Annotated in this window: 18 protein-coding genes and 1 tRNA gene; 10 read left to right on the top strand and 9 right to left on the bottom strand. The window is 44.9% G+C overall.

All coding sequences use genetic code 11. The features are described 5' to 3' along the window. Positions 1-88: 88 nt before the first annotated feature. The 7 genes from AC1DP6_RS10640 to AC1DP6_RS10610 all read right to left on the bottom strand — a co-directional run bounded on the left by AC1DP6_RS10640 (position 89) and on the right by AC1DP6_RS10610 (position 10,271). Positions 89-1,720, bottom strand: coding sequence for a RagB/SusD family nutrient uptake outer membrane protein (locus AC1DP6_RS10640; protein WP_477054776.1), 1,632 nt, complete (start codon positions 1,718-1,720; stop codon positions 89-91). A 20-nt stretch (positions 1,721-1,740) separates the two neighbouring features. Further along, complete coding sequence (locus tag AC1DP6_RS10635; RefSeq protein WP_477054775.1) at positions 1,741-4,719, bottom strand: SusC/RagA family TonB-linked outer membrane protein; 2,979 nt, start codon at positions 4,717-4,719, stop codon at positions 1,741-1,743. A gap of 1,021 nt (positions 4,720-5,740) precedes the next feature. Beyond that, a complete protein-coding gene (yiaA, locus tag AC1DP6_RS10630; RefSeq protein ID WP_441572692.1) occupies positions 5,741-6,175 on the bottom strand; it encodes an inner membrane protein YiaA in 435 nt (144 codons plus the stop codon). Between the two features lie 141 nt (positions 6,176-6,316). Next, a tRNA-Met gene (locus AC1DP6_RS10625) sits at positions 6,317-6,388 on the bottom strand. Positions 6,389-6,654: 266 nt separating this feature from the next. Continuing rightward, the gene (locus tag AC1DP6_RS10620) at positions 6,655-8,304 is read right to left on the bottom strand and encodes a family 2A encapsulin nanocompartment cargo protein cysteine desulfurase (protein WP_477054774.1); all 1,650 of its coding nucleotides are present in this window, start codon (positions 8,302-8,304) and stop codon (positions 6,655-6,657) included. After that, entirely contained in the window at positions 8,291-9,214 is a 924-nt protein-coding gene (locus tag AC1DP6_RS10615) for a family 2A encapsulin nanocompartment shell protein (RefSeq protein WP_477054773.1), read from the bottom strand. Before AC1DP6_RS10615 ends, AC1DP6_RS10620 begins: the two co-directional genes overlap by 14 nt. Positions 9,215-9,476: 262 nt before the next feature. Further along, entirely contained in the window at positions 9,477-10,271 is a 795-nt protein-coding gene (locus tag AC1DP6_RS10610) for an SDR family NAD(P)-dependent oxidoreductase (RefSeq protein ID WP_477054772.1), read from the bottom strand. A gap of 104 nt (positions 10,272-10,375) precedes the next feature. Here AC1DP6_RS10610 and AC1DP6_RS10605 point away from each other — a divergent pair, with 104 nt between their 5' ends. Beyond that, a complete protein-coding gene (locus AC1DP6_RS10605) occupies positions 10,376-11,281 on the top strand; it encodes a LysR family transcriptional regulator (RefSeq protein ID WP_477054771.1) in 906 nt (301 codons plus the stop codon). Between the two features lie 43 nt (positions 11,282-11,324). Here the strand turns inward: AC1DP6_RS10605 and AC1DP6_RS10600 are convergent, their stop codons facing one another. Further along, the gene (locus tag AC1DP6_RS10600) at positions 11,325-12,095 is read right to left on the bottom strand and encodes an NIPSNAP family protein (RefSeq protein WP_477054770.1); all 771 of its coding nucleotides are present in this window, start codon (positions 12,093-12,095) and stop codon (positions 11,325-11,327) included. Between the two features lie 96 nt (positions 12,096-12,191). Here AC1DP6_RS10600 and AC1DP6_RS10595 point away from each other — a divergent pair, with 96 nt between their 5' ends. The 4 genes from AC1DP6_RS10595 (at position 12,192) to AC1DP6_RS10580 (ending at position 15,460) form a co-directional block, all read left to right on the top strand. Beyond that, positions 12,192-13,307, top strand: a complete 1,116-nt coding sequence (locus tag AC1DP6_RS10595; RefSeq protein WP_477054769.1) for a suppressor of fused domain protein — start codon at positions 12,192-12,194, stop codon at positions 13,305-13,307. Positions 13,308-13,459: 152 nt separating this feature from the next. After that, entirely contained in the window at positions 13,460-14,332 is an 873-nt protein-coding gene (locus tag AC1DP6_RS10590; protein WP_477054768.1) for a TraB/GumN family protein, read from the top strand. Positions 14,333-14,343: 11 nt separating this feature from the next. Then, the gene (locus AC1DP6_RS10585; protein WP_477054767.1) at positions 14,344-14,847 is read left to right on the top strand and encodes an RNA polymerase sigma factor; all 504 of its coding nucleotides are present in this window, start codon (positions 14,344-14,346) and stop codon (positions 14,845-14,847) included. Further along, on the top strand, positions 14,837-15,460 hold the full coding sequence (locus AC1DP6_RS10580; RefSeq protein WP_477054766.1) for a hypothetical protein: 624 nt from the start codon (positions 14,837-14,839) through the stop codon (positions 15,458-15,460). Before AC1DP6_RS10585 ends, AC1DP6_RS10580 begins: the two co-directional genes overlap by 11 nt. A gap of 53 nt (positions 15,461-15,513) precedes the next feature. On the opposite strand, the gene AC1DP6_RS10575 is transcribed toward AC1DP6_RS10580, so the two are convergent. Then, a complete protein-coding gene (locus AC1DP6_RS10575; RefSeq protein ID WP_477054765.1) occupies positions 15,514-16,410 on the bottom strand; it encodes a glycerophosphodiester phosphodiesterase family protein in 897 nt (298 codons plus the stop codon). Between the two features lie 335 nt (positions 16,411-16,745). Between AC1DP6_RS10575 and AC1DP6_RS10570 the strand changes: the two genes are divergently transcribed. From AC1DP6_RS10570 to AC1DP6_RS10550, 5 genes are all read left to right on the top strand, one after another. Then, entirely contained in the window at positions 16,746-19,232 is a 2,487-nt protein-coding gene (locus AC1DP6_RS10570) for a DUF2339 domain-containing protein (RefSeq protein ID WP_477054764.1), read from the top strand. Beyond that, a complete protein-coding gene (locus tag AC1DP6_RS10565; protein WP_477054763.1) occupies positions 19,192-20,484 on the top strand; it encodes a hypothetical protein in 1,293 nt (430 codons plus the stop codon). The genes AC1DP6_RS10570 and AC1DP6_RS10565 overlap by 41 nt, the downstream gene beginning before the upstream one ends. Positions 20,485-20,644: 160 nt before the next feature. Next, positions 20,645-21,235 carry an RNA polymerase sigma factor gene (locus tag AC1DP6_RS10560; protein WP_477054762.1) on the top strand — a complete coding sequence of 197 codons (591 nt, stop codon included), beginning with the start codon at positions 20,645-20,647 and terminating at the stop codon, positions 21,233-21,235. A 93-nt stretch (positions 21,236-21,328) separates the two neighbouring features. Beyond that, positions 21,329-22,495, top strand: coding sequence for a FecR family protein (locus AC1DP6_RS10555; protein ID WP_477054761.1), 1,167 nt, complete (start codon positions 21,329-21,331; stop codon positions 22,493-22,495). 209 nt (positions 22,496-22,704) lie between these two features. Then, positions 22,705-25,980, top strand: coding sequence for a TonB-dependent receptor (locus AC1DP6_RS10550; protein ID WP_477054760.1), 3,276 nt, complete (start codon positions 22,705-22,707; stop codon positions 25,978-25,980). Positions 25,981-26,001: the final 21 nt, after the last annotated feature.

Raw genomic sequence — 26,001 nt, 5'->3', positions numbered from 1 at the left:
AAGAAAAGACCATCTCATAAAGAGATGGTCTTTCTTGTCTTCCGCACTCGGGCAGGCATCGTTTACTACACCTGACCAATGAGATTTATCAGTAGCCCGGATTTTGTACCAGGTTAGGATTGATGCTGGTTTGTTTGAATGGAATAGGGAACAGCTTATACTTGTCTGATGAAGGCTGGTGATCCCACCAGGAAGCGGTGGTGAACTTACCAAAGCGGATCATATCCGAGCGGCGCTTGCCCTCAAATATGAATTCGCGGCCTCTTTCAGCCAGTAATTCGTCCATGGTGAGACTTGTAGTTGTATAAGCTTCCTTAGACCAGTCTTCGGCCTTAAAAGCGCGTTTTTTGCAGGTATTGATCAGGTCTACTGCTTCCTGCGTAGCGATACCACCTCCTTTGCGCATGAGGGCTTCTGCCTTATTGAAATAGATTTCTGTAAGGCGGTATAATACGAAGTCGTTGCCCCAGTAATTTGCATCGGTTTGTTTGCCCGGCAGGTATTTGGCGAAACGTGCGCCGCTGTTTTCTTCTCCCTGGGTCATGCCACCAGCACCGGTTTCACCGGTAGAGTTTCTACGTATTTCTTTTACAAAAATGAGTGGTTTGTCGGCGTATTCCTCTGTACCTAAAACGAGGCTGTCGCCGATGCCGGTGCGCAGGGCCGGATCTTTTTTCTGTGGTCCGATGAGCATCCAGTTTTGTTTACGGAGATCATTGTCCCTGAAAGCATCGTATGCAGATGGAATGACTACAATACCGTTGTTGCCGTCTACATCAGCGTTGTAGATCTGACGTTGGCGGTAGTGCCAGAAATCACCCTGCCATCCGAAACGGGAGTTACCGGCTCTCAGGTCATAGGTGAGCTGGAACAGGTCTTCCGCAGAGGTGCTGTTGGTGTTGGCGAAAGCACGGAAAATATCTGGTTCCAATGCGGGTACGGTACCATTCAGAGAACCACCTTCACCGGCTATGATTTTATTACAGTAGGTGATACAATCATCCCAGCGTGGGGTGCCTGTCCATTCCTGGGCATTGAGGTACAGTTCAACCAGCATGGAGTAAGCGGCTGCTTTGGTTGTACGGCCTACCATGGCGGCCGATAGTGGTTGCAGCTGGTCCATGTTGTCCTTGATTTCTTTTTCCACAAATGCAAATACTTCTTTGCGGGACTTGGTAGCCGGCGAAGCTGAATTGTTTACTACTGTTTCGACGGGAATATTTCCATACAGGTCCATCAGTTTCAAGTAATGCCAGGCGCGTACTACTTTCGTTTCTGCCAGCAGGGTGGTTTTATCAGCTTCGGTCATACCGATTTTGGTAAAGTCCAGTGGCGTCAGATCTTTGATGGTATTGTTGCAGAAACCCATACCCCAGAACATCAGTCTCCATGGATTCCAGGCATTGTCTTCATTGGCAATCCAGGTATGGTCATGCAGGCGGATCCAGTTACCGCCGTCATAACCATGCCGGCCTTTCTGTGGCCATGCCAGCTGGTCGGCAGAGAGTTCCTGCAAACGCCAGTAGCCGGTTTGGCCGGTAGGTGCAGCCCATGCACCCGCATGGGTGTAAGGACGCAGGATGGCAGACATTACTTCCTGCTTGTTATTATAAAACTGGTCTGAGATAATTTCGCTGTATGGTTTTTCTTCGAGCTTGGTGCAGGCGCTCATACCGAGTGCCAGCAGGGCTGCGCTGATATATACTTTACTTTTTTTCATACGTTACAATTTTGCTGCTTTTAAAATCCAAGGTTCAATCCGATAGTATAGGAGCGGGTACGTGGGTAAAACCCTCTGCCATCTATACCGGAATCCAGGGCGGTATCCTGTAATTCAGGATCAAGACCGCTGTATTTGGTGATGGTAGCAATGTTACGTCCGCTGGCATATACGCGCAGACTGCGGATATATTTGGTTTTCAGCTGGAAGTTATAGCCCAGGGTGATGTTATCCAGTTTTACGAAATCTCCTTTTTCGAGGTAGTAATCGGAGAACTGTGGATCAGCATTCAGCTGGGCATTTTTACCAATGGCATAACTGAGCATGTTGTTTGGTGCCCATTTTTTGTTACCGAAGTACATATCCTGCAGGTTCAGGATATCGAAACCAAATTTGCCACGGAAGAAAACACTCAGGTCAAAGTTTTTATAACGGAAGGTATTGTTCCAGGAAGCCATGTATTTAGGAATACCATTTCCGATCACGGTTTTGTCATCCGGATTAACAGTGGAGATATCACCTATGCTGCCATCTTTTTTATAGAATTGCCATTTACCATCTTTGGTAAGACCAGCATAACGGTATCCAAAGAAAGTGCCCAAGGGTCCGCCTTCGACTACGCGGATAGCGGAACCAAGGTTACCCGGAGAGGGAAGATCTCCAAAATATTGCTCTGTGGTTTTAAAGATCTGGTTAGAAAAAGAGACCATTTTATTCCGCTGGGAGTTAAAAGTCAGGTCACTGTTCCAGGTGAAATCTTTTGTTTTTACCGGTACGGCATTGATGACTACTTCCACACCATTGTTGGAGATAGCGCCTACGTTGGTGAAGATGTTATCAAGAATATTGGAAGGTAATTGCGCGGTATAGTTAAACAACAGATCCTGTGTTTTACGGCTATATACATCGATGGAACCACCTAGTCTGTTTTTGAGGAGGGAGAAGTCCAAACCTACGTTGAATTCTTTTTTCTTTTCCCATTTCAGATCCGGGTTAGGGTTTTTGTTGGGACCGTAAGTCTGGATCCATTGACCGTATTGAATGTACGCGCCACCTGTTCCCAGGGTGAGCAGGGATTGGTAGCTGGGAATGCCCTGGTTACCGGTAATACCATATCCTGCGCGCAGTTTCAGGTTATTGATAACTGTCAGGTCCTGCATGAAAGCTTCTTTTGAAATCACCCATCCTGCGGAAACTGCCGGGAAGTTACCCCATTTGTTATTGGCGCCGAAGCGGGAAGAACCTTCATGACGGAGGATTGCCTGCAGCATGTATTTTTGTTTGTAGTTATAGTTGATCCTGCCGAAGAAGGCGATCAGGGTATTGTCTATTTTGTTACTGCTTTGTTTTGGAGCAGGGAGGGTTTTGTCAATCAGTGCATTACCGGCAGCGATGTTCCAGTCTTCGAATGCATCGGTGAGGAAGCCGTTGTTGTCCATCGCATATTTTTCCAGTGTACTATATTGGTAGCTATAACCGCCGAGTACATTGAAGGTATGATCTGAGTGAATTGTTTTTGTATAGTCAACCGTTGCTTCAAAGGTTTTATCCATGGCTGCGGAATTGGCTTTATATGCGTAGCCGCCGCCTTTATAGTCCTGGATGGAAGAGCGGGAGAGTTTACTTTTATATTGGCGATCGTTGTATTCATCGCGGACGATGGCGCCGAATGCAGAAATTTTCAGATCACGTATAGGTTCCAGCGTTATACGTGCATCGCCGGAATAGGTTTTCTGATCTCTTTCATACAGTTCCTGGTTTAAGCGGGCCAGCGGGTTATAGTTATTGAAACCATTTGTTTCAATGTATTTACCGTCCGGGCCAAAGATGGGCGCGGTAGGATTGCGTTGTACTGCCTGTTCAAAATCGGCGCCTGCGTTGCCGGCTTTGTTGTCGCCACCGCCGCTGTTGCCACCATTGAGGTTGGCTTTATTAAAGTTACCTGCCAGGTTGAACTGCATGGTCAGTAATCCCTGTAATCCGGTCTGATTTACGTTTACCCGGCCACCATATTGTTTACGGCCGTTCTGCAGGGCAATACCGTTTGCATCGTTATAGTAAAGAGATGCGCGGTAGTTGCTGTTGGCAGTACCACCGGAAGCGGCGAAGTTATGATAATGACTGAGGTTGTTTTTGTCCAGCAACAGATCATACATATCTATATCCGCTCCCTTGTTCTGATCCTGTCCGGCAATTTTTACATATTCCGCTGCGCTTAAGATGCTGGGCCTTTTAGCGACCGCTTCTCTTTGCAGATAAGTAGAGTAGGTGTATTGCGGATCGCCGGCTTTTCCTTTTTTAGTGGTGATGAGAATAACACCGTTGTTACCTCTGGTACCATAAATAGCTGCGGCAGAACCATCTTTTAATACATCGAAAGTGGCGATATCATCCTGTTGCAACAGGTCCAGGTTACCACCCGGAATGCCATCAATAACGATTAAAGGATTTTTGTCGCCGGAAAGAGAACCGATCCCTCTGATCTGAATAGAGGCGCCACTGTTAGGATTGTTCCCCTGTGTTCTGGTAACAGATAACCCGGCTACTTTACCCTGGATCAGATCCATCGGAGAGCGGGAGCCGCCCTGGTTAAAGTTTTCCGCTTTTACAGTTGCTACAGAGGTGGTTACTTCATTTCTTTTTTGTGTACCGTAGCCCACTACCACTACATCCTGCAGTGATTTGGAGGCAGTGACCAGTTTTACATTCAGGGGTGCACCTGTACCGGCAGGTACTTCCTGTGGCTGATATCCTATAAAGGAAAATATCAGGACACTGTTTTCCGGTGCCTGCAGACTGAAACTACCGTCTGCTTTGGTGATGGTACCGGAACTGGTATTTTTTATCTGTACAGAAACACCTGGTATTGGTGTTTTATCATTGGCATCCGTCACTTTGCCGGATATAGTTTTGCCCTGTGAAAAGGCAAAGAGCGAAAGAAGCATCAGGAGAGTACTGGCAATACCCGTCCCCGCCCAAAACGTGGATCGTTTGTGCATATACAATTATTGAAGTTGGTTAATAAGAAAAGTCCGACTGGCCTATTGAAAAAACGATTTAGCAATAAGCCCACAGGCTATTTGTTTAAAGTTTTGATACGATTGAGTACGATTTAAGTGATTTATAAAATGGTAAAATACTCCCAATGGAGGGCGTTACCTGGCTTCCGGTCAGGTTGGCAATGGTTTCCCTAATAATGTAGCATAAGCAAAAATTACACGATACCTTACAGTACTGGTTCTTCAGTAGAATATCGATTTAGTTAACAATTAGAATAACAAGTGTTTTAAAAAATCATTTCCGGAATTCCCCCGGCATAACAAGGTGTTGTTTTTTTAGTTTTTTCATACACGCGGGTTTGCGATGCAGCGACTTTCTAACACTGATTGGATCAGGTATTAAAAAATCGATTTAGCAATGGTTTCTAAAAAAAAGATTCAAGGAATCTTCTATTTCAATAACAAGTTTCAAAAACGTAGCACTTTATCTCTTCTTCAGGAATAAAAGTAATATTTATTTGTATTAAATGAAATCATTTTTAACATTTTTTTTGGAATGCCAGGAAATACAGGGGTTCACGCATAATTATTTAAAATGGGGAAATATTTCCCATTACAGGTTTTTAAGGACTAACAGGCAATCAAAATATTATAACAGGTTACAAAACAAAGCCTTCAGCAGAATTCCGCTGAAGGCTTTGTTTGCAATGTACCAGGTGCATAAAACAGGGGTTGTAAGGATAGTTTAGAATTTAACACCGATAGAGGCCCCGAGCATGCGTTTCATTGAGTGATAAAAGATTTGCTGTCTCATTGGAATGAGAAAATGATTCGATTTAAATTACTGGTTACTCCAGTGGAGCCACGCAAAATTAGCCGTACCATCCTTGTGGGCAGCGACGAATCAGGAAAAGTATTTATGTATTCCGGAAAAAGGGAGGCGTATTTTTTTCTTGTGGGGACTGGTGGGGCAGGGGGCGGGAAAAAGTCAACAGGGTGGCTAGCACCCTGTTGAAAAAAATTAAAAATCGGAAGTAGCTGTTTCTTTGGCAACCGGGTTGCTGTCTTTCGCAGCCTGGCTATCGCGGGTATTTTTTTGTACGGTAATAGCACCGAAAACGCTGAGCAAAAATGCAAAAGCATAGAATCCCTTTTCACTGGGAGCCAGTGTTGCGTTCCATAATCCTACTGTTAACAACAGGATGGTGAGCAGCATAGATACCCAGCTAAGTCCATAATAGATATCGGTAACGGGGATACCTTCGATTCTGTCTCTTACGCATTTTTGTACTGATACGGCGGCAAAGAGGCCGTACATTAAAACGGTGAAGTAATAACCTTTTTCGTTCAGTTGCATAGTGGTGGCATTCCATAAGCCGATGATAAAGCCAAGGATACCTGCAAATACTGCTACCCAGGAGGCTGCAATAAATGCCATTGAAGGTTTTTGTTTCATTGATTGAATCAAATTTTATTGATGGGATTGGGTTGATGGCTAACAAGATTGCTATGTGCATATTGAAGGCCTGCTGTAATAATACTATTTATTTTGCATAAAAAAAGTCCTGAACAATGTGTTCAGGACTTTTACTTTTTGTAGCGAGGAGCGGATTCGAACCACTGACCTTCGGGTTATGAGCCCGACGAGCTACCTCTGCTCTACCTCGCAATGTGGAGTGCAAATGTAGGTAAATAAATTAAACTGCAAAATTTAAATATTGTTTTTCCTGAGCGTAGCCGCATGTTTCAGGAGATTGGATTTTTTTTATTGTAGAAGATATGTCTTGTAACTGTTTGCTGTGGCGTATTTGGAGGGGTAGTGTAAAAATAATTCAGCCGTGCCGGCGTGTGAAAAATATTTTTTAAAGATGATGRAATGATAAAAGAATTGTTGAAAATTAACTCATTTATCATTTCATCATCTACATAAAATATTTAAATTTTATTCCTGCGTAAACGTAATAATGTATTTACGAGTGTATCAATATCTCCGCAACTATTATAAAATGCCAGTGATGGCCTTACGGTACTTTCCACGCCAAACCTGCGCAGAATGGGTTGTGCGCAGTGGTGACCGGATCTTACTGCGATACCTTCCTGGTTCAGTGCAGCACCTACCTGTTCGGTAGTATAGTCTTTAAAAATAAAAGACAGCACACTGGTTTTATCAGGAGCAGTGCCTATTAAACGTAGTCCTGGCACATCTTTCAGCAATTGTGTGGCATATACCAGCAGGTAATGTTCATATTGATATATAACATCAATGCCTATATGATTTACGTAATCGATGGCGGCGCCCAGTCCTACGGCATCGGCTATATTACCGGTGCCTGCTTCAAAACGGCCGGGGGCGGCATGATACTGGGTATGTTCGAAAGTAACGTCCTTAATCATATTGCCACCACCTTGCCAGGGTTGTGTTTCATTGAGCAGTGCTTCTTTACCATATAGTACGCCGATACCGGTAGGCCCAAAAACTTTATGTCCGGAAAATACGTACCAGTCGCAGTTCAGGCGTTGTACATCTGCACGCATATGAGATACAGCCTGTGCACCATCTACCAGCACTTTAGCGCCGGCCTGATGTGCGAGCTCCACTATCTGCTGTGCCGGTGTAACGGTGCCGAGCGCATTTGATACCTGTGTAAACGAGACCAGCTTTGTTTTAGCACTGAGCAGTTTCTGGTATTCCGACAGGATAATTTGCCCGTCTTCATCTACCGGAATAACTTTAATCACCAAACCTTTTTTGCTGGCCAGCTGTTGCCAGGGAACGATGTTGGCGTGGTGTTCGAGGTGGCTGAGAATAATTTCATCGCCGGTCTGCAGGAACTGTTCCCCCCAGCTTTTCGCCACCAGGTTGATGGCTTCGGTGGCACCGCGTACAAAAACAATTTCATTGACAGAAGCGGCATTGAGAAAGGCCCTTACTTTTTCGCGGGCGCCTTCATACGCATCTGTGGCACGCGCAGCCAGTTCGTGTGCTGCACGGTGAATATTTGAATTTTCGTGTTCGTAAAAACTACTGATACGATCAATTACCAGCCGCGGTTTCTGCGTGGTAGCAGCATTGTCCAGCCATATCAGGCGGCGTCCGTTCACATGTTCCTGCAGAATCGGAAAGTCGGCCCTGATCAGATTTACATCCAGCGGAGGCTGCGCAACGCCGGTAATACCGGCTTTTTGTTCCGGCAAAAAATAGTACGAAGTGCCGGGTGAGGGCAGCTGCGAAGTATACGATGATACGGGAATACTTTTCAGCGCGCGCTGCAGTTCCTTTTCAAAAGACGGGTCATAAGCCGCCGGATGTTGGGAGAGTGCAGACGGAGAAATACCACTGCCAGCTACAGAGGCAGGGATGCCACCATTACCGGAAAAGTGTGGGTCCGGTAAACTGGTAGGGGCCTGTGTAACATCTGTTACACTGCCCTGTTGCAGCAGCGGGTCCTGGATGGGGGCAGCAGAGGCGTATGCCGGTGGCAATACCTCATTACCGGATTGCAGGGAGGAAAATAACTGGTTAGCCAGCTTTTCCAATGCAGCAATGTCCGGTAATCCATCAGTATTAAAATTATTTGTATTCATGGTACTTGCCTATTTCTACATCATCCAATACAGCAATGGCATCATCTACCAGCACTGCCAGTGAACAGTAAAGAGAAACCAGATAAGAAGCAATGGCCTGATGGTTAATCCCCATGAAGCGTACAGACAGTCCGGGGGATTGTTCTCCAGGCAGATTAGGCTGGTAAAGACCTACCACCCCTTGTCTGCTTTCGCCGGTACGCAATAAAATGATTTTTGATTTACCGTTTTCAATAGGCACTTTATCTGACGGAATCAGCGGAATGCCGCGCCAGGTAATAAATTGGGAGCCAAACAGCGAAACGGTGGGCGGAGGTACACCCCTGCGGGTACATTCGCGGCCAAAAGCAGCGATGGTTAACGGATGCAGCAAAAAGAAGCCAGGCTCCTTCCATACTTTGGTGATGAGTTCATCCAGATCATCCGGAGTAGGGGCGCCGGTGCGTGTTTTAATCCGCTGAGAAGCCACTACACTGTGCAGCAGGCCATACTCCTTGTTGTTGATTAATTCGCTTTCCTGCCTTTCTTTGATGGTTTCAATGATCAGCCGCAACTGTTCACTGATCTGGTTGTAAGGTTTACTGTAGAGGTCAGAAACACGGGTGTGTACATCCAGTACGGTGTTAACTGCGCTGAGATTGTACTCACGGGGATTGTCGATGTAATCCACAAAAGTTTGTGGCAGTTCCCGTTCATCCCTGCCGGAACAATCTACGGCTACGTTGCTCTCATCCTTTACTTTGTTGAGACGGTACACACCTGATTCTACCGGTATCCAGCTCATTAGCTTGGTGAGCCAACGCGGGGTAATGGAGGTCATCTGTGGTACGGTACGCGTAGCGATGGCCAGTTGCCTTGCTGCTACGTCGCCAAGTGCTGTTTGGACCTTTTGTTGAATTTCATCTGCCATGGGGAGTCAGTTTTTGAAATTTTTAAAAATGAAGTTTTTGTAAACAGGGAAAAAATGTGTGGTGGCTCATTTCTTTCCTGCTGGTGGGTGTAATAGGGGTTAAATTAAGTCTTTTTGATTAAAAATCCACGTTAATCATTAATCATTAATGGCGATGAGGGCGGTGGCTGTTTGGGGTACTTATTTTTTTGTGAGATGATGACACAGGTTTCCCATCTCCTGTTATAAATAACGGGATGATGGGAAAAGAAAAATATAAATATTAGAAAATAGTTCTCAGTAAACCGCCGTCAGCACGGAGTGCGGCGCCGTTGGTAGCGGCAGAAAGGGGGCTGGCTACATAGGTGACCAGGTTGGCTATTTCTGACACGGTGGCGAAACGCTGGATAAGGGAGCTGGGACGCTTGTTTTTGAAGAAGTCTGCTTCTGCCTGGTCCTGGCTTACATTGTCTGCATCTGCTAATTTTTTGATGAATTCATCCACACCTTCTGACTTGGTGGGGCCGGGCAGGACCGTGTTGACGGTTACATCCGTGCCTTTGGTTAATTCGGCCAAACCGCGGCTGATAGACAATTGTGCCGTTTTGGTAGTGCCATAATGGATCATTTCTTCCGGGATCATGATCGCTGATTCGCTGGCGATAAAAATAATGCGGCCCCAGTTTTTAGCCAGCATTTTAGGGAAGAAGTAGCGGGAAAGACGAACACCACTGAGTACATTGACTTCAAAAAAGCGCAGCCACTCTTCATCAGTAATTTCAACAAAAGGTTTAGGCTCAAAAATACCAGCATTGTTTACCAGGATATCCACGTCCTGTACCTGATCCAGCAGCTGCTGTACTTCAGCTGCGTTCGAAAAATCTGCTGCTACCCCGGTCACGTCTGCTGTTGGAACGGCCTGTTTTAACTTTGCAATCGCTTCATTTATCCTGGCAGTGCTGCGGCCATTGATAATAACAGTAGCACCTTCTTTTAAAAGTTGCAGGGCAATAGCAAAGCCGATTCCCTGTGTGGAACCGCTGACGAGCGCTCTTTTGCCCTTTAATTGTAAATCCATAGTTATAATATTTAGTATTGAAGACGCAAATTTACCGCCACTTAAACTATAAATTTAATAATATGGTTTATTGCTAAGTATAAATTTATTTATACTTTTATACCATGGTAAATTTTGAATGGTACCGGACTTTTAAGGCCATCTACCAGTCAGGTACATTAACAGGCGCCGCACAAGAATTGTTGATTTCACAGCCAAATGTGAGTCAGCACTTATCTGCGTTGGAGAACTATATTGGTCATCCGCTGTTTGAGCGCAAGCCCAGGCAGATGGTGCCCACCAGCTACGGGCAACTGTTTTATACCCAGATCATAGAGGCAGTAGAGAAGCTGGAGAAGATAGAGGGTGATTTCAGCCGCAGTTGTGTGGCCAGGTGCATGACGCTTATCAGTATAGGGGCGCCTAAAGAGTTTTTTGACGCCAGGCTAACCAACCAGCTGGACCAGATAGGGGATGCCAACCTGGTAGTGGAGTTCGGGTTGACCAAAGACCTCGTGCAGAAACTGCTGAAGGGAGACCTCAACTTTGTGATATCTACCAGTGCGGTGATGGAAAAGAATATTATTTCGGAGCCGGTGCTCTTTGAAAAATTTGTGCTGGTAGGCAGCCCGGACATTGATCCGCAGCCTTTAAAGAAATATATCAGGAATGAGGACCTGGAAAACATAGAAGCCTGGATGCTGGCGCAAAACTGGTTCGCCTATAGCAGTGATCTGCTGGCCATCCGCCGGTTCTGGTTGCATAACTTTAAGAAGCGGCCTGCTATGCGGGCCCGGTTTACGGTACCTGACTTCAATTCTATATTGAAATCCATGCAGCATATCGAGGGGGTGACGGTTGCCTCTGATTACCTGGTGAAAGACCTGGTACAGCAAAAGAAACTCAAATTGTTATGGAGTGGTAATGAGCCTACCACCAACACCATTTACCTGGCTTACGATAAAACCAAGGCTACTGCGCAGAATATTGAAGCCATCAGGAGGATGTTCAGTAAGGAAGTAGCGGTGTAAGCACCGGATAGATAGCTGCTGCAGCCATCTACCCGGTACATTATTATAGATCTGAATAATCAGCAGGTCTTAAAAAGAGGATCTCCGATTTGGATACGTTGTGAGCATATTCTTCCAATGCCGACAGGCTTTTCCATTTGGCATCAGCGCTAAAGGCTTTCCAGTGTGCATCCCGGTCTTCTTTGCTATTGAAGGTGGTCATGTACATCAGGTTAGGCATACGCGGACCCGAAATAACGGAGGCATAAAAAACGGCATTGAAATTAAGATTTTTGAAGATGCCTATTTCATCTCCGGTATTAAACATTTTTACTTTATTGACATGGTATTTTTCAGAGGGACTTTCATAGCTGCGTAATTCGTATACCCGTTCACTTTTGGGCGACTGCAGTGAAGGAGCCTGCAGTACGGGCATGCCGGGGAATGCCTGTAACAGAATAGACTCTATACGCGTATAAGGAACATTATTCCATGCTGCATCCGTATAGTCGGCGCCGTTAGCCTGTAATGTTTTGTCTGCCTGCAATGTTTTATCCAATCCGGCAAATTGCTCCAGCGATTGGAAAGGAATGAATACATAGATCCTGATATCGGCAGTATCTGTGGCAACGGGTTTAAACACACCGGCTGCTTTGATACCTGCGCGATGCAGGGCAGGCAGGTAGGCTTTTTCGAGGTAGTTGTCTACCAGCGTTTCCTGTGCAGCTGTTTTCAGGTGATAGATTTTAATCTGGTAAAATTGCCGCTCTTTTGCAAACAGGGTGGTAGCGCTTAAAAGCAGGAGTGCCAATAACAAAGTGGAATATCTCATCATAAAATAATTGTATAATTGACAAAATACAGCAAATAAATCAGGATTTATAGTCCAGTTTGAATGCACTACTTTTGAACGATCTTAAAAAATGTAATTATGTCTGAGCCGGTAATGTTGATAGACCAGCCTAATAACCGAGGAACTTTATATGCAGTGGTAGAGCAGGATGACAGAGTGGCTTACTTTTACCTGTATCCTTCAGAGTTACTTCAATCTAAATATTCTCCCCGTCCCTGCTGGCTGCGTAATTTGCAGGCAGCGCCGGAAAAGAAAGATGTGGCCGCCATGAAGGAAGGCATGGCACCTATGCTGGAAGCTGCTTTTTGTAATCATCCGCAGGGAAAGGAGCCGTTGGAGAAAGAGCGTATTTCTATTATATGGATGGAAGAGGGCGACGGCGCAGCAGTGATGTATGATGGTGAAATACTGGGCGTTATTCCCGGCTGGAGTTTATATAACGACGAACATGCCGTGGCCTATGCCGCGGATTGTATAGGGGCTGCTGAAAATGATCGCCTGATGCCACTGGGCAAGCGCGGGGCTAATGCCATGTATGAGCGGGTAGATCAGGCAGTGGCTTTCTGGAATGAGTGGTCCGATGAAACTTCCCAGGCCTGGGGTGTCTTACAAGATAAATATATTACTGCCTATGAGGCGGAATACGGGCCTATTCAACAGTACTACGCCATTGATGGCGGGCAGTGGCCTCCTATGGCATTGGGTAAGTTTGAAAAAGAAGGCGTAGTATACCTGTTCACCATGGGTGTGAGCATACGGCCTATGCCCTGGGTAGAATTGTTGTACAACGACCGGGCACCTGGTTTTCGTCGGATGGAACTCGCCATGGCAGTGAGTAAAGCAGATTTCACCGATAAAGAGATTATGACCATGGCAGGGTTAATGTCCGGCCTGGCAGACAGGCCGTGGAAACAGGTTACCTGGCTGGGAGAGGGGCATACTGTGAGTGCGGAAGACTTGCCGGCGCCTTATGAAAGCGTAGTGATATCGGCCGCCTTATATAATGGACCAGCCATTCAGCTGCCGGAAGTATATGGGGACAAAGTGAACCTGTACTGGTTATCACCGATCACCAAACTGGAACGTGAGTTTGCTCACTTCCGGCCGAATGCAGGATATGATTTACTGGAGAAAATGATTCATCATAACCTGAATCATGTTGTTACTAAAAGAGCAGAACTGCCTTTTGAATAAAAAATATACTTTTATATAGTAATTAAGGCCTGCTGATTGCAGGCCTTTTCCTTGTCTACCCTTTATTTTATGATTTTTCTAAAAAAAGTTTGAAAAATCTGTAACGAAATGATTCCACCGGTTACTAATCCTAAAAAGAAATTTAAAAGCATATGAAAATCATCTCCCGGAATATCGCAGCTATTGCATTCATACTAACAGGCTTATTTGCCGGTAACGCACAGGCACAACAACCCGCATTGGAAAACTCTCTTCTCTGGGAAGTGAGTGGTAACGGATTGGAAAAACCTTCCTATATCTATGGCACTATTCACATGATTTGTGACAGTGATTTCAAGATAACAGATAAAGTGAAAAAAGCTTTTGGTCAATCATCTCAGCTGGTACTGGAAGCAGACATCTTTAATCCTGAAATGGGAAATTTAGTAAAAAAGGAAATGATGTCTGATGTGCCACTCAGCAAAAAGTTATCAGCTGCCGACTATGCGTCAGTAGATTCTATTATGCAGCTTAAATGTGGAATGCCGCTGAAGGCGTTGGATAATTTCAAGCTGTCGATGGTATTATCCCTGGTGTCCGTTAAACTATTCCCCTGTGCCGTTCCGCAGTCTTTTGAAGCAGCATTTGATAAAATGGCGAAAGAAAAGAATATGCATAGGAATGTATTGGAAGAAGTAGTAGCACAAATGGAATTCCTGAACAAAGCCTTTACAGATTCACAAATCGTTGCCCAGGTGAAAGCCTTTGACAGTTCGGCTGCAGGCACTAGCCAAATGGTAGCGATGTATAAAGCAGAAGATATTAACGCGCTGTATAAATATATGACCAAACCAGATTTAATGGATGAAAATACCACGCGCTGGATGTTGGTAGAAAGAAATAATAACTGGGCGGAAAAGATGCCCGCCATGATGAAGAAAGAAAGCAGCTTCTTCGCGGTAGGAGCCGCACACCTGCCGGGATCTATTGGTATCCTATCTCTCTTAAAAGCAAAAGGATATACGGTTAAACCTATTATGAAATAAAGCATCCTATTTTGAAAAGCAAGGAAAAAGAATTTCTTGACCTGATAGAAACCCATAAAGGAATTATTCATAAGATTTCCAAAATGTATATGGATGCGGAAGATGATCAGCAGGATTTAACGCAGGAAATCATCTATCAATTGTGGAAATCTTTTGACTCCTTTCAGCAACAAAGCCGCTTTTCTACCTGGATGTACCGGGTTGCATTGAATACCGCATTGGTATTCTTCAAAAAAGGAAAAAAGAAAATGGCCGTTACGGATATCATGCCGGAGCATATTGCGATAGAAGAGAATGCAACCGCTACCAAAGAACTGCAGCTGTCGCACTTTTACAAGGCCGTACAAAAACTGGAAAGATTAGAAAAGGCGCTGGTTTTCCTTCATCTCGAAAATTATTCACATAAGGAAATCGGAGATAACCTGGGGATTTCAGAAGGGAATGCAAGAACAAAACTCAGCAGGGCAAAAGACAAATTAAAAGAACTCATTAAACAACAAGGCTATGAATTTTGATGATATAAAATCTGCATGGAACAACGAGGAGGATGACGAGGTGATAGTGCCCTCCAGTGTAGATCAGTTGAAAACCTTGCAACTGCCGATAGAGAAGATCCGCACAAATATGCAGTATGAATTTTATGTACAGTTGATCGGTTTAGTTGTGATAGGATTTGTACCCAGGTATACCTATTTCAATCCGATATTGGTAATACCTTTTTATGCGGTGTATTTTGTAGCCCTGCTTATTTCCGGGTATTATTTTTTCAAATTTTATCTTTTCTATAAACGTCTTAGTACAAATACACTCCGCTCCAGGGATCATTTATATGCGCTGTATTATGAAGCCAGGCTGAATATTGAAATGTATAAATCATTCGCCTATACGTTAATTCCACTGGCATTAATCGGGGCGGCCCTGTATGTAGTGAGTCAGCCGGATGGAAAATTGAAGGAAGTATTTCAGATGGCCATCACCCGGCAGGGGGTAGCAGTGTCGTTGGTTGTTCTCTTTTTGCTGGCGGTGTTAGTGATCATGGCGGTAACGGAGCTTTGGGTGAGAAGTTATTATGGAAGATACCTGGATCAGATAAAGAGAGTACTGGATGAGTTTAAGGAGAACGTGTAATTTTTTGATAAAGTAAAAGGGTTGGTCATTTGTATATGACCAACCCTTTTTTATTACTGTTGGTAGCTACCGGCTACTTTAATCAGTTTATCCGGTGCATTGGTAATGATACCGTCTACACCATCCGCTATCAGTTTTTTGAAATCGCTATCTTCATCTACTGTCCATGGAAGTACGGCTACTTTTTTAGCATGTGCTTCTTTTACCAGGTCGGCTGTAACCAGCAGGTAGTAAGGGCTGTAGATATTTGGTGTGAATCCCAGCTTTTCCAGGTTAGCGCTAAAGCTGTCTTTATTACCGATTAATAAAGCAGTTTTTTGTTTGGGGAAAGTTTGATGTAATACCTGTAAAGTACGGATATCAAAAGATTGAATAATTACCCTGTCGGTAATTTTCTTTTCCCTGATCACCTGCATCAGCAGCGCTACAAATTCCTTTGGTGCCGGATTGTAGGTGCCATCGCCATCAGGAGCGCTTTTGGTTTCCATATTGTAATACACCGGTTTCAGGTGATGCGCTTTTACATAGGCTTCCACACTGTCAATCAGGGCCGACAGCAACGGTTTATGAACCATCATTTTTTCCTGTTGTGGAAAACGGGGATGAGGTTTGGTACCGGCATCATATTTTTGGATACTGTCGTAGGTCATTTTATAGAGTGCCAGACCTTTCTCTTCCGCTTTGGTAACATCTGATCCATCTGGTTTGCGCATAAATTCGGCCGACATGTAAGCATCATGTGATACGGCTACTTTATTATCTGCGGTAATGATGCAATCCAGTTCCAGTGTTCTGGCGCCCAGTTTCACCGCATTGAGCATAGCGGGAATGGTATTTTCCGGCATGAGTGCCATACCGCCGCGGTGTGCCTGTACATCGATCGATTGTTGTGCAAAGGCGCCACTGCACAGCAGTGCGCCACATAAAGTTAAAATTAAACTACGGTTCATATCAACAGTGATTTTTTAAGATTATTTCAATAACCACATTTGTCCATTAATGTCAGTTCATTGATATGAATGGAAAGGGTGGCTTGCAGGTTGGAGCATGATCCGATTAAAGATACGCGGTATTGCCATTATGGATCAGGATCATGCAAAGTGAATTATAAATGATTAATCGACAAGGTTATTTTAATGTTAAGTGGGGCGTGGAGCAATATTTTCTTATCGTGTTAAGCCTTGGTGAATAGACGGTTGTATATCAATATATTAACATCTTCCCAATTAAAAATTTATATTTAGGGAGTGTTAACTTTTATTCATCCAATACCTATCGGTTAAATATGTTCGAAACGATCGCTTTTCTGTTGCTGGTGGCTATTTTCATTGTGTTGTTAGTCTTCAAAGGAGAAACAGCTACCTCTATACTTGTTTTAAAGGCTCAGATAATGGACCTGCAAAAACAGTTACTTGAATTAAAGTCGCCACCCCAACCAGGATCGGTAGTGGAAAGAGCCCTGGATGTTTCAACGCGGGCATCGGCTCCTCCGCCAGTAAGGCCGCCGGAAGATATGCCGCCGCCGAAGCCGGAGGTGATATTCCCGGAACCGGAACCAGCGCCCAAACCGGTGCGGGTACCCGATACCGCTATTCCCGAGCCGGTGTATATTCCCGAGCCGGAAATGGTGATACCTCCTGTTGCTGCCGTAGAAGCTACTAACTGGTCAGTATCGCCGGAGGTGCTGGCGCATTTGGAACCTAAACATAAAGAACCAGCACCTGATAAACCTGGGTTCTGGGAAAAGAACCCGGATATTGAAAAATTCATTGGGGAGAACCTGTTTAATAAAATTGGTATCGCCGTGTTGGTACTGGGCATCGGGTTTTTCCTGAAATATGCCATAGATAAAGACTGGATCAATGAAATAGGCCGTACGTTTATTGGCATTGTTTGCGGTGGGTTATTAATCGGGTTATCCTACAAAATGCGCAAAACCTTTGCTGCATTTAGTTCTGTGCTGGTAGGAGGCGGGGTGTCTGTCCTGTATTTCACGATTACAATTGCCTTTCATCAATATCACCTGATCAGTCAGGCATTGGCCTTTATACTCACTATTTTTATTACCGCATTTACTGTATTGTTATCGCTGAATTACAACCGGAAGGAGCTGGCGGTGATTGCCATTATTGGTGGATTCTCCGCACCTTTTATGGTGAGCACCGGTGAGGGAAATGTGGTAGTACTGTTTACATACATCCTGATCCTGAACATTGGCATGTTGGTATTGGCCTACTATAAAAAGTGGAATATTGTAAATATCATTTGTTACCTCGCTACTATATTATTGTATGGTGGCTGGGTGTCGTATCATCTTACGGAAGATCATTCTGCGAAGCCGGTACCTTATGGTATTGCCCTGGTATATGGCACGTTATATTATTTCGTGTTTTTTGCCATGAATGTGATTAACAATGTGCGCAATAAGAAATCCTTTAATGCCCTCGATATCTGCATCCTGCTGAGCAATACTTTCCTGTACTATGCTGCGGGTATGGGGATCCTGAACGAATTGAGCGGCGACACGTGGCAAGGGTTATTTACGGCTTTGATGGCGGTGTTCAATTGTATTTTTGCGTATAGTCTTTACCGTAATCAGCGCGCAGATCGTACCTTGATATTTTTGCTGATAGGATTGGTATTGACTTTTGTGAGTCTTACTGCACCTATACAATTGCATGGTAACTATATTACTTTATTCTGGGCAGCAGAAACGGTATTGTTGTTATGGTTGTGGCAGAAGTCCGGTATCGTTCTGATGAAATATGTTTCGGTACTGGTATTGGCGTTGATGACCATCAGCCTGATGCTCGACTGGAGCCAATTATACGCAGGGCCACTGCGTCATTTTATGCCTTTTATTAATAAAGCTTTTATAACAGGCACCGTATCCATTATTGCTTTGCTTTTACTTCGGAGATTATGTAAAGCAGAAGATCCGGAGAAACCTTTTATCATAGATCTGTCGGTATCTTTTTACCGGACAGCCCTGATGTTGTTCTCGGTGGTCCTGATTTATGTGGTGTTGTTACTGGAGTTGTTATACCAGAGTAATTACTATTTCCTGCTATTGACCCCGGTATTGGCAGGCGCTTATAATTACCTGTTTATAGCGGTATTGCTGTATTTCAGCCGCGATAAATTTGATATGGCACGGTTACCGTTGCTGGGACTTGCGTTGGTATTGGTGTTGGCGTTCCCGATATATTACAATCCGGCTATCATCAATGTTAGAACAGAAGTACTGGCGGGTAAAGCGTCAGCGGCTTATTTCTTCACGCACTATTTGCTGATGGTATTGCTTGTAGGCGTCATTTACCAGGCATGGAAAACAGTGGCCTCCTTTAATCGGGAGGACTATCAGCGGGTATTCCAGTGGATTAGTTCCGCAGTGATTTTATATATTATCAGTGCCAGTCTGGATCACCTGATAGTATTTATGGGGAATAGTGCATCCGCCGAAGCCGCATTGTACAATACCCATCGTGTTGGTTATGCTATCCTGTGGGGAGCATTTGCTTTTGTGCTGATTTATCTCGGGCTGCGCTGGAAATCAAAAGCGGTGCGTATTATTTCCATTTCTGTATTCGGACTTACCTTACTGAAATTATTCCTGTTTGATTTTGCTGGTTTGGGAGAAGGTGGAAAAATTGCTGCCTTCATTTCATTGGGTGTTATTCTGCTGATCATTTCGTTTATGTATCAGCGTTTGAAAAAAATATTATTTGCAGATGATCAACAACAACAAAGTGCTCCGGAAAACAATGAGTAAATATATACTGCTCCTGTTGCTGCTGGTGGGCGGGCGTGTAGCCGGGCAACAGCCGGCTGCAAAGTTCACGTGGCAGGCGGCTCTGCCTCCTGTGGCACAATCTGGATTTTATCATATTGCCCTGACCCCAGCGGTAGCAGCAAAGCTGAATAATGATGCTACGCCCAATTTTCGTATTTACCAGGGCAGCAAAGAAGTTCCTTATTTGCTGCAAGAACAGGTAGGTGGCTATGATGTATCCAGCTTTGAATCTTTTGAGGTAACGGATAATATTCGTTCGGCGGGAAAAAATTCCACTATTGTGTTTCATAACGCCAATGGTTACACGCTGGATCATTTTGAAATCGTATTCAAAAATGCCCGTGTAATTAAAACCATGCGTATCAGTGGTAGCAACGATAACAAAAACTGGTATGGTGTAACGGATACTTTTGTTTTTGATCCGGCGAGTGCAGTATCGGATTCTTCCAGTACTACGCTGGTAAAAACAATTGGTATTCCTTCTTCTAACTATGCCTGGTATCAGTTAATCATTAACGATTCTACCAGTGCGCCGGTATTTATTGAAAAGATTGGCCGTTACCGGACAAACAGCCACGCTAAGGAATATACGCCGGTGCCGGCTCCCACAGTAAGTATAGTCGCCGCTGATAAGTATCCGCATGAAACCAGGGTACAGATGAACTTCGGCCAGCCTTACCTGATCAACAAGTTGTCTTTCAATATTACCGCACCGGCATTGTATCGCCGCAAGGCAGTGATGATGGTGGAAAGGGAATTGTTTGATGGAAAAAAGACGATTATCCAACCAGCCGATATTGCTTCTTTCGAGCTTTCTTCAGATCAGCCAGCACAGGTGGTTTTGCCGAGACCTGGTAATTATAAGCGACTTTTCCTGGTGGTGCAGAATGACGATAATCCGCCATTGCAATTCGGTGCCATCAATGCCTGGCAGCAAACGATCTGGCTTACGGCGAGCCTGCAACAGGGACAAACTTATGTTATCAAAGGTGGCGATGTTAATGTGCCCGCACCGATCTACGACCTGGCTTATTTTAAAGATAGTGTACCCGCCAATATTCCGCTGATCCAGCCGGAGCAGCCCGTTAATATCGCGGTAGCGGTGACAGCAGAAGGGACTCCAACCGTATTTAAAAGCAAGTGGTGGATATGGTTGGGGATTATTGCCATCGCCGTTTTCCTGGTGTTTATTGCGTTTAAAATGCTTAAGGAAATGCAGGGAAAGCAATAGTTGTACGCAGGATATTTTTGAGAAAGGGTGGCTAACAGTTTACATTTTGTGAACTTTTAACCATCCTTTTACATTTTAGGAGATAGAACGAACTATAATTTATTTTTCCTACTTTAGTCTGCTATTCACACTAACATTCCACTACCAGGCTTACCAGCGCATGCACGACCACCTATACAGCGACAGAGAACTATTCCAGCTGATCTCTGAAGGCGATGAATCAGCCTTCAGGCAACTCTTTTATACGTATGGTCCGCAGTTCCAGCCTTTAGTGATCCATCTTACCAAAACAACTGCTGTAACGGAAGATATTATCCAGGAAACTTTTCTGCGGGTGTGGATGAGCCGGGATAAATTGCCTGGCATTGAAAATCCGCGGTCCTGGATGTTGCGCATCTTATTTCATCAATCCTTTAGTTACTTACGGCATCAGGCAGTGCACCATAAAGCGATGGATGCGATGGGGGCAGATCCTGATATGCATAGTGCCACAGAGGAGGCAGTAGCTTTTACCGCCACGCTGCGTTTGATCGGAGAAGCCGTGCATAAATTGCCTCCGCAGGCAAAACGTATTTATTTACTGAGCCGGGAGAAGGGGTTGAAGATCCCGGAAATAGCGGAAGAGCTGTCACTGTCTCCCAGCACCGTTAAAAATTCGCTCGTAAGGTCGCTTCATGCCATCCGTAAGCACCTGGAGGGGGCCGGACATCTAATACCATTCTGGCTGCTGTGGCTGTTTTACGGGCAATAGAATTATTTTTTAATAGTAGTAGGTCCTAAATGTTCTGTTGTGCGTCTGTTATGTAGAGAGAAATTACCACGTTAAACTGAAAAACGATACCAATTGATCATCCACGAACGCCTGGTGTACCTGATTCACCAGGTTGAAAATCAATCCGCTACCGCCGAAGAGTTGCGGGAACTGTCTGATCTTATGATGGAAGACAGTACCGGCATGCTTGCTGCTCGGATCGAGCAACTGCTGCATGCATCCCCGGTTCCGGTGGATGCTCCCCTTGATTGGGATCAGCTGGCGGATAATATCCTGCGGGCAGATCGTCCGAAGGTGGTACGTATGCGGAGGTGGAGCTGGGTAGCAGCAGCGGCAGTGCTGGCCCTTATCAGCATAAGCAGTTATTTCCTCCTGCAACAGCGCACTACTACAAAAGTGCYGGTGGTAGCACAAAAGAAAAATACAGATATCCAGCCAGGCGGAAATAAAGCAATACTTACATTGGCAGACGGAACGGAGATATCGCTGGATAGCGCGGCGAATGGCACTCTTGCGCAACAGGCAGGAACGCAGGTAGTCAAATCTGCCGGCGGGCAGCTGTTGTATCGTTCTTCGGAAAAAGAAAATCCCAACACCGCTTTACTCTTCAACAAAATTTCGACTCCCCGCGGCGGGCAATACCAGCTGACTTTACCGGACAGTACCCGTGTGTGGCTGAATGCCTCCAGTACATTACGTTATCCAGCCACCTTTGCAGGACATACAAGAAAAGTACAACTCACCGGGGAAGCCTATTTTGAAGTAGCGAAAAATGCCGTCCTACCTTTTACCGTACAGGTGGAAGACATGGAAGTACAGGTATTAGGCACACATTTCAACATCATGGCGTATGATGATGAAGCACAGATTAAAACAACTTTGCTGGAAGGCGCCGTGAAAGTAAATAAGGACGGTAATAGTAAACGATTGGCTCCCGGAGAAGCAGCGCATCTGAACCGGAACAGCGGTACACTGGCGCTGTTGAAAGACGTAGATACAGAAGAAGCCATTGCCTGGAAGAACGGATATATTCAGTTGGAAGGAAACGACCTCCACGCCGTGATGCGGCAAATTGCCCGCTGGTACAATGTAGATATCGTATACAAAAGTAATGTGCCTGCGCACTTCAGAGGCATTATCCCAAGGAATGTACCTATATCCCAGGTACTGAAAATGATGGAATTAACAGGAGAAGTACATTTTGAAATCAAGGAGCACCAAATCATCGTATCACCATAAAACCAGCATAAAGACTAAAAAACCGGAAGTGGTTCGAAGCACTCCCGGCAAGTAAGGGTCTATAAACCATAATCGTTTCAGCAATCATTTTTCATTTACCCAAACCATACAAATGTATGTATTTAAGGCTTTTTTTCCAAAGCAGGGCTCCCCGTGTGATATGGAGTCAAGAACGTTTTTCGCGATTGTCAGCAAAAATTTTACGGATCATGAAACTGATAGTGCTTTTAATGACCATAGCCCTCACGCAGGGACATGCGACAGGATATGCACAAACCGTATCCATTTCCCAACGGAATGTATCTCTTGAAAAAATTTTCCGGGAAATCAGGAAACAAACGGGCTATGCTTTTCTTTGTACCAGCGAGCAAATGGAGCAAGCGCATAACGTGAGTATGCAGGTGAAAAATGTTCCCCTGAAAACTGCCCTGGACCTATGTTTCGAAAATCAATCCCTTACCTATGTTATTGCTGACAAAACAATCATTGTTAAAAGAAAAGCAATGGTTGAAACAGAACAACGGGTAGCAGATATCATCGTAAAAGGAAAAGTGCTGAATGATAAAGGAGAACCACTTCCGGGTGTTACCATTCAACTGAAAGGCACGGCGAAAGGTGTGATGACTAATGATCAGGGCGCATTTGAAATTGCGGTGCCAAACAGCAATGCTATACTGGTGATCTCTTCTATCGGTTTTGACCGGCAGGAAGTAAGCGTAAATGGCCGGCAATACCTGGATATTACGTTGCAACCGGCCGCATCAAAGATGACGGAACTGGTAGTAGTAGGGTATGGAGAACAGAAGAAAAGGTCCGTTACCAGTGCTATATCTTCTATCTCTACCAAAGATTTTGAAGGGCAGCCCGTTAATCGCCTGGATCAGGTATTACAGGGAAGGGCGTCAGGGGTACAGGTAACCAATGCTGCCGGTTCACCCGGTGGAAGTGTGAGGATCCGTATTCGCGGTACCAACTCCATTAACGGCGATAACAGCCCCCTGTATGTAGTGGATGGCTTTGTTGGTGCAGAGTTTTTTGCTATCAATCCGGACGATATTGAATCAATACAGGTGCTCAAAGATGCCTCTGCTACTGCTATTTACGGCAGCCGTGGTTCTAACGGTGTGATTATCGTAACCACCAAGAAAGGCAGTAAAGGCGGTTTGAAAGTGAATGTTTCTACCCGATTGTCTTCCTCAGAAGTGATTAAGAAATTAGACCTGCTGGATGCGTCAGAATTTGCGCAAACCGCCAATGCGCATGCTGCCGCCATTGGTACCGCATTGCCTTTCTCTGATGCACAACTAAAAGAGATTGCTGCAAAAGGCGGTACCAACTGGCAGGATGAAATATTCAGACGTGCCTTTGGACAAGAGTATATGTTGAGTCTTTCCGGCGGTAACGATAAAACCGGCTATTTCATTTCCGGTAACTATCTCAACCAGGATGGCGTGATTAATAATTCTTCTTTTAAACGTTACACCATCCGGTCCAACATTAATTCAAAACTCACCAACAAGATTACCGCGCTGCTCAATATCACAGGTTCTTACAGTGATGCACTGAATATAGATATTCCCGCAGATGGCCCCCACAGCCCACTTGCACAGGCTATTACCTGGTCGCCTACGGTGCCGGTAAGAAAAGCAGATGGTACCTACACCGTCACGGATCCTGTAAGTTCAGTATTCTTTAACCCGGTGGCCATCACTACGGAACAGCTGGCAGTGCGGGAAAGGATGCTGGCAAACCTGATCGGCGGATTTAAATTTGATGACGTCATTGTACCCGGACTTTCACTGAACCTGCAATATGGCGCCAACTACCTGGGATATGATGATAAGAGTTTTACCGGGAAAGTGGTGAATTCCGGCACAGCTACCGCTGGTATCAGATCTAACAAAGAGATCCGTTTACAGAACACCAACACATTGAACTACAAGAAGATATTTAATGATCATAGCCTGGATGTTACCGCTGTAGCGGAGTACCAGCAATCCACTTATAATTATGTGTCTGCCGGTGCGTCTAATCTCACCTATGAAAGTTTTCAGTGGAATAACCTGGGATTGGGAACAGCCAGCAGTCCGGGTTCCGGCTATTCCAAGTGGAGTATCTTTTCTTTAATGGGCCGCATCAATTATGGATTTAAAGACAGGTACCTGCTCTCTGCTGTCATTCGCAGGGATGGATCTTCTAAATTCGTTGGAAAAAATAAATTCAGTTATTTCCCTTCGGTGTCCGCAGGCTGGATCGTTTCTGAAGAACCTTTCATGAAAGACCAGCAATTATTCAGTAACCTGAAATTGCGCGGCAGCTGGGGATTGACGGGCAGTGAAGGCGTAGGTCCTTACAGTACCTTCTCCGCTTACTCCAACAGGATTGCCTCGTTTACCAACTCCACTTTCCAGAATGGTATTGTATTGGGCAATATCGGTAACCCTGACCTGAAATGGGAAACCACTGAGCAACAAAACATTGGATTGGATATTGGCTTTTTAAAAGGACGGATTAATGTGAGCGCAGATTACTTTGAAAAAAATACCCGTGACCTGTTGCTGAATGAAACCCTGCCTATTTACCTGGGTGGAAATGTGATTACCCGTAATGTGGGCACTGTGCAGAATAAAGGCTGGGAAGTAGCTGTGGATGCAGATGTAGTTAATGACAGATCTGTGAAGTGGAATACCGCTGTGAATGTATCCTTCATTAAAAATAATGTAGTGTCTATCGGCGCCGGTAAAACAATTCTGTTTGATCCCAATAACCGTAAGATCGGTTCCGGTATGTCGCCTCAATCTGAATTTGTGGTAATGCCCGGGCAGCCATTAGGGGCTATTTGGGGGCTTACTTACCTCGGGACATGGAAACCGTCGGAAGCAACAGAAGCGGCTAAATTTGGGGCTAAACCGGGCGATTCCAGATATCTGGACCTGAAAGCAGATGGTGTGATAGATGCCAATGATTATGGCGTGATCGGTACCGGTATCCCTAAAACTTCTGTAGGTTGGAATAACACCGTTTCTTACAAACATTTTTCCCTCAATATATTCTTCCAGGGCATGTTTGGTTTCGATCGCCTGAACTATAACAATGCCGCAACTATGTATTATGGCGGCGATGCCAGGGAAGCTACCCTGCGTCAGATCAAAAACCGGTACATTCCGGGTGTAAATGAAACATCTAATATTCCGGCTTTCAGTACCACTAACAGGAACTTCACACAATCTACCCGTTTCCTGGAAAAAGCAGATTTTATAAGGTTGAAGAACATCAGTGTGTCCTACGAATTCCCTAAATCTGCTATCCGGAACATTGCCGCCATCAAGGTTTTCATTGGCGCCACCAACCTCCTGACGATTACAGATTATAGCGGTATAGATCCGGAAGCCAATTCTTCTGCAGGAGATTTCCGCCAGGGTATTGACTACGGCTCTTATCCTAATGCTAAAACTATTACGGGCGGTTTTTCGCTTAGTTTTTAAATCATTATCAAACGGTTCCAC

It is taken from the genome of Chitinophaga sp. 01L420, assembly GCF_056399985.1.
Note: the sequence above shows the minus strand (reverse complement) of the source record. Positions and strands in the feature narration are given on the sequence as shown.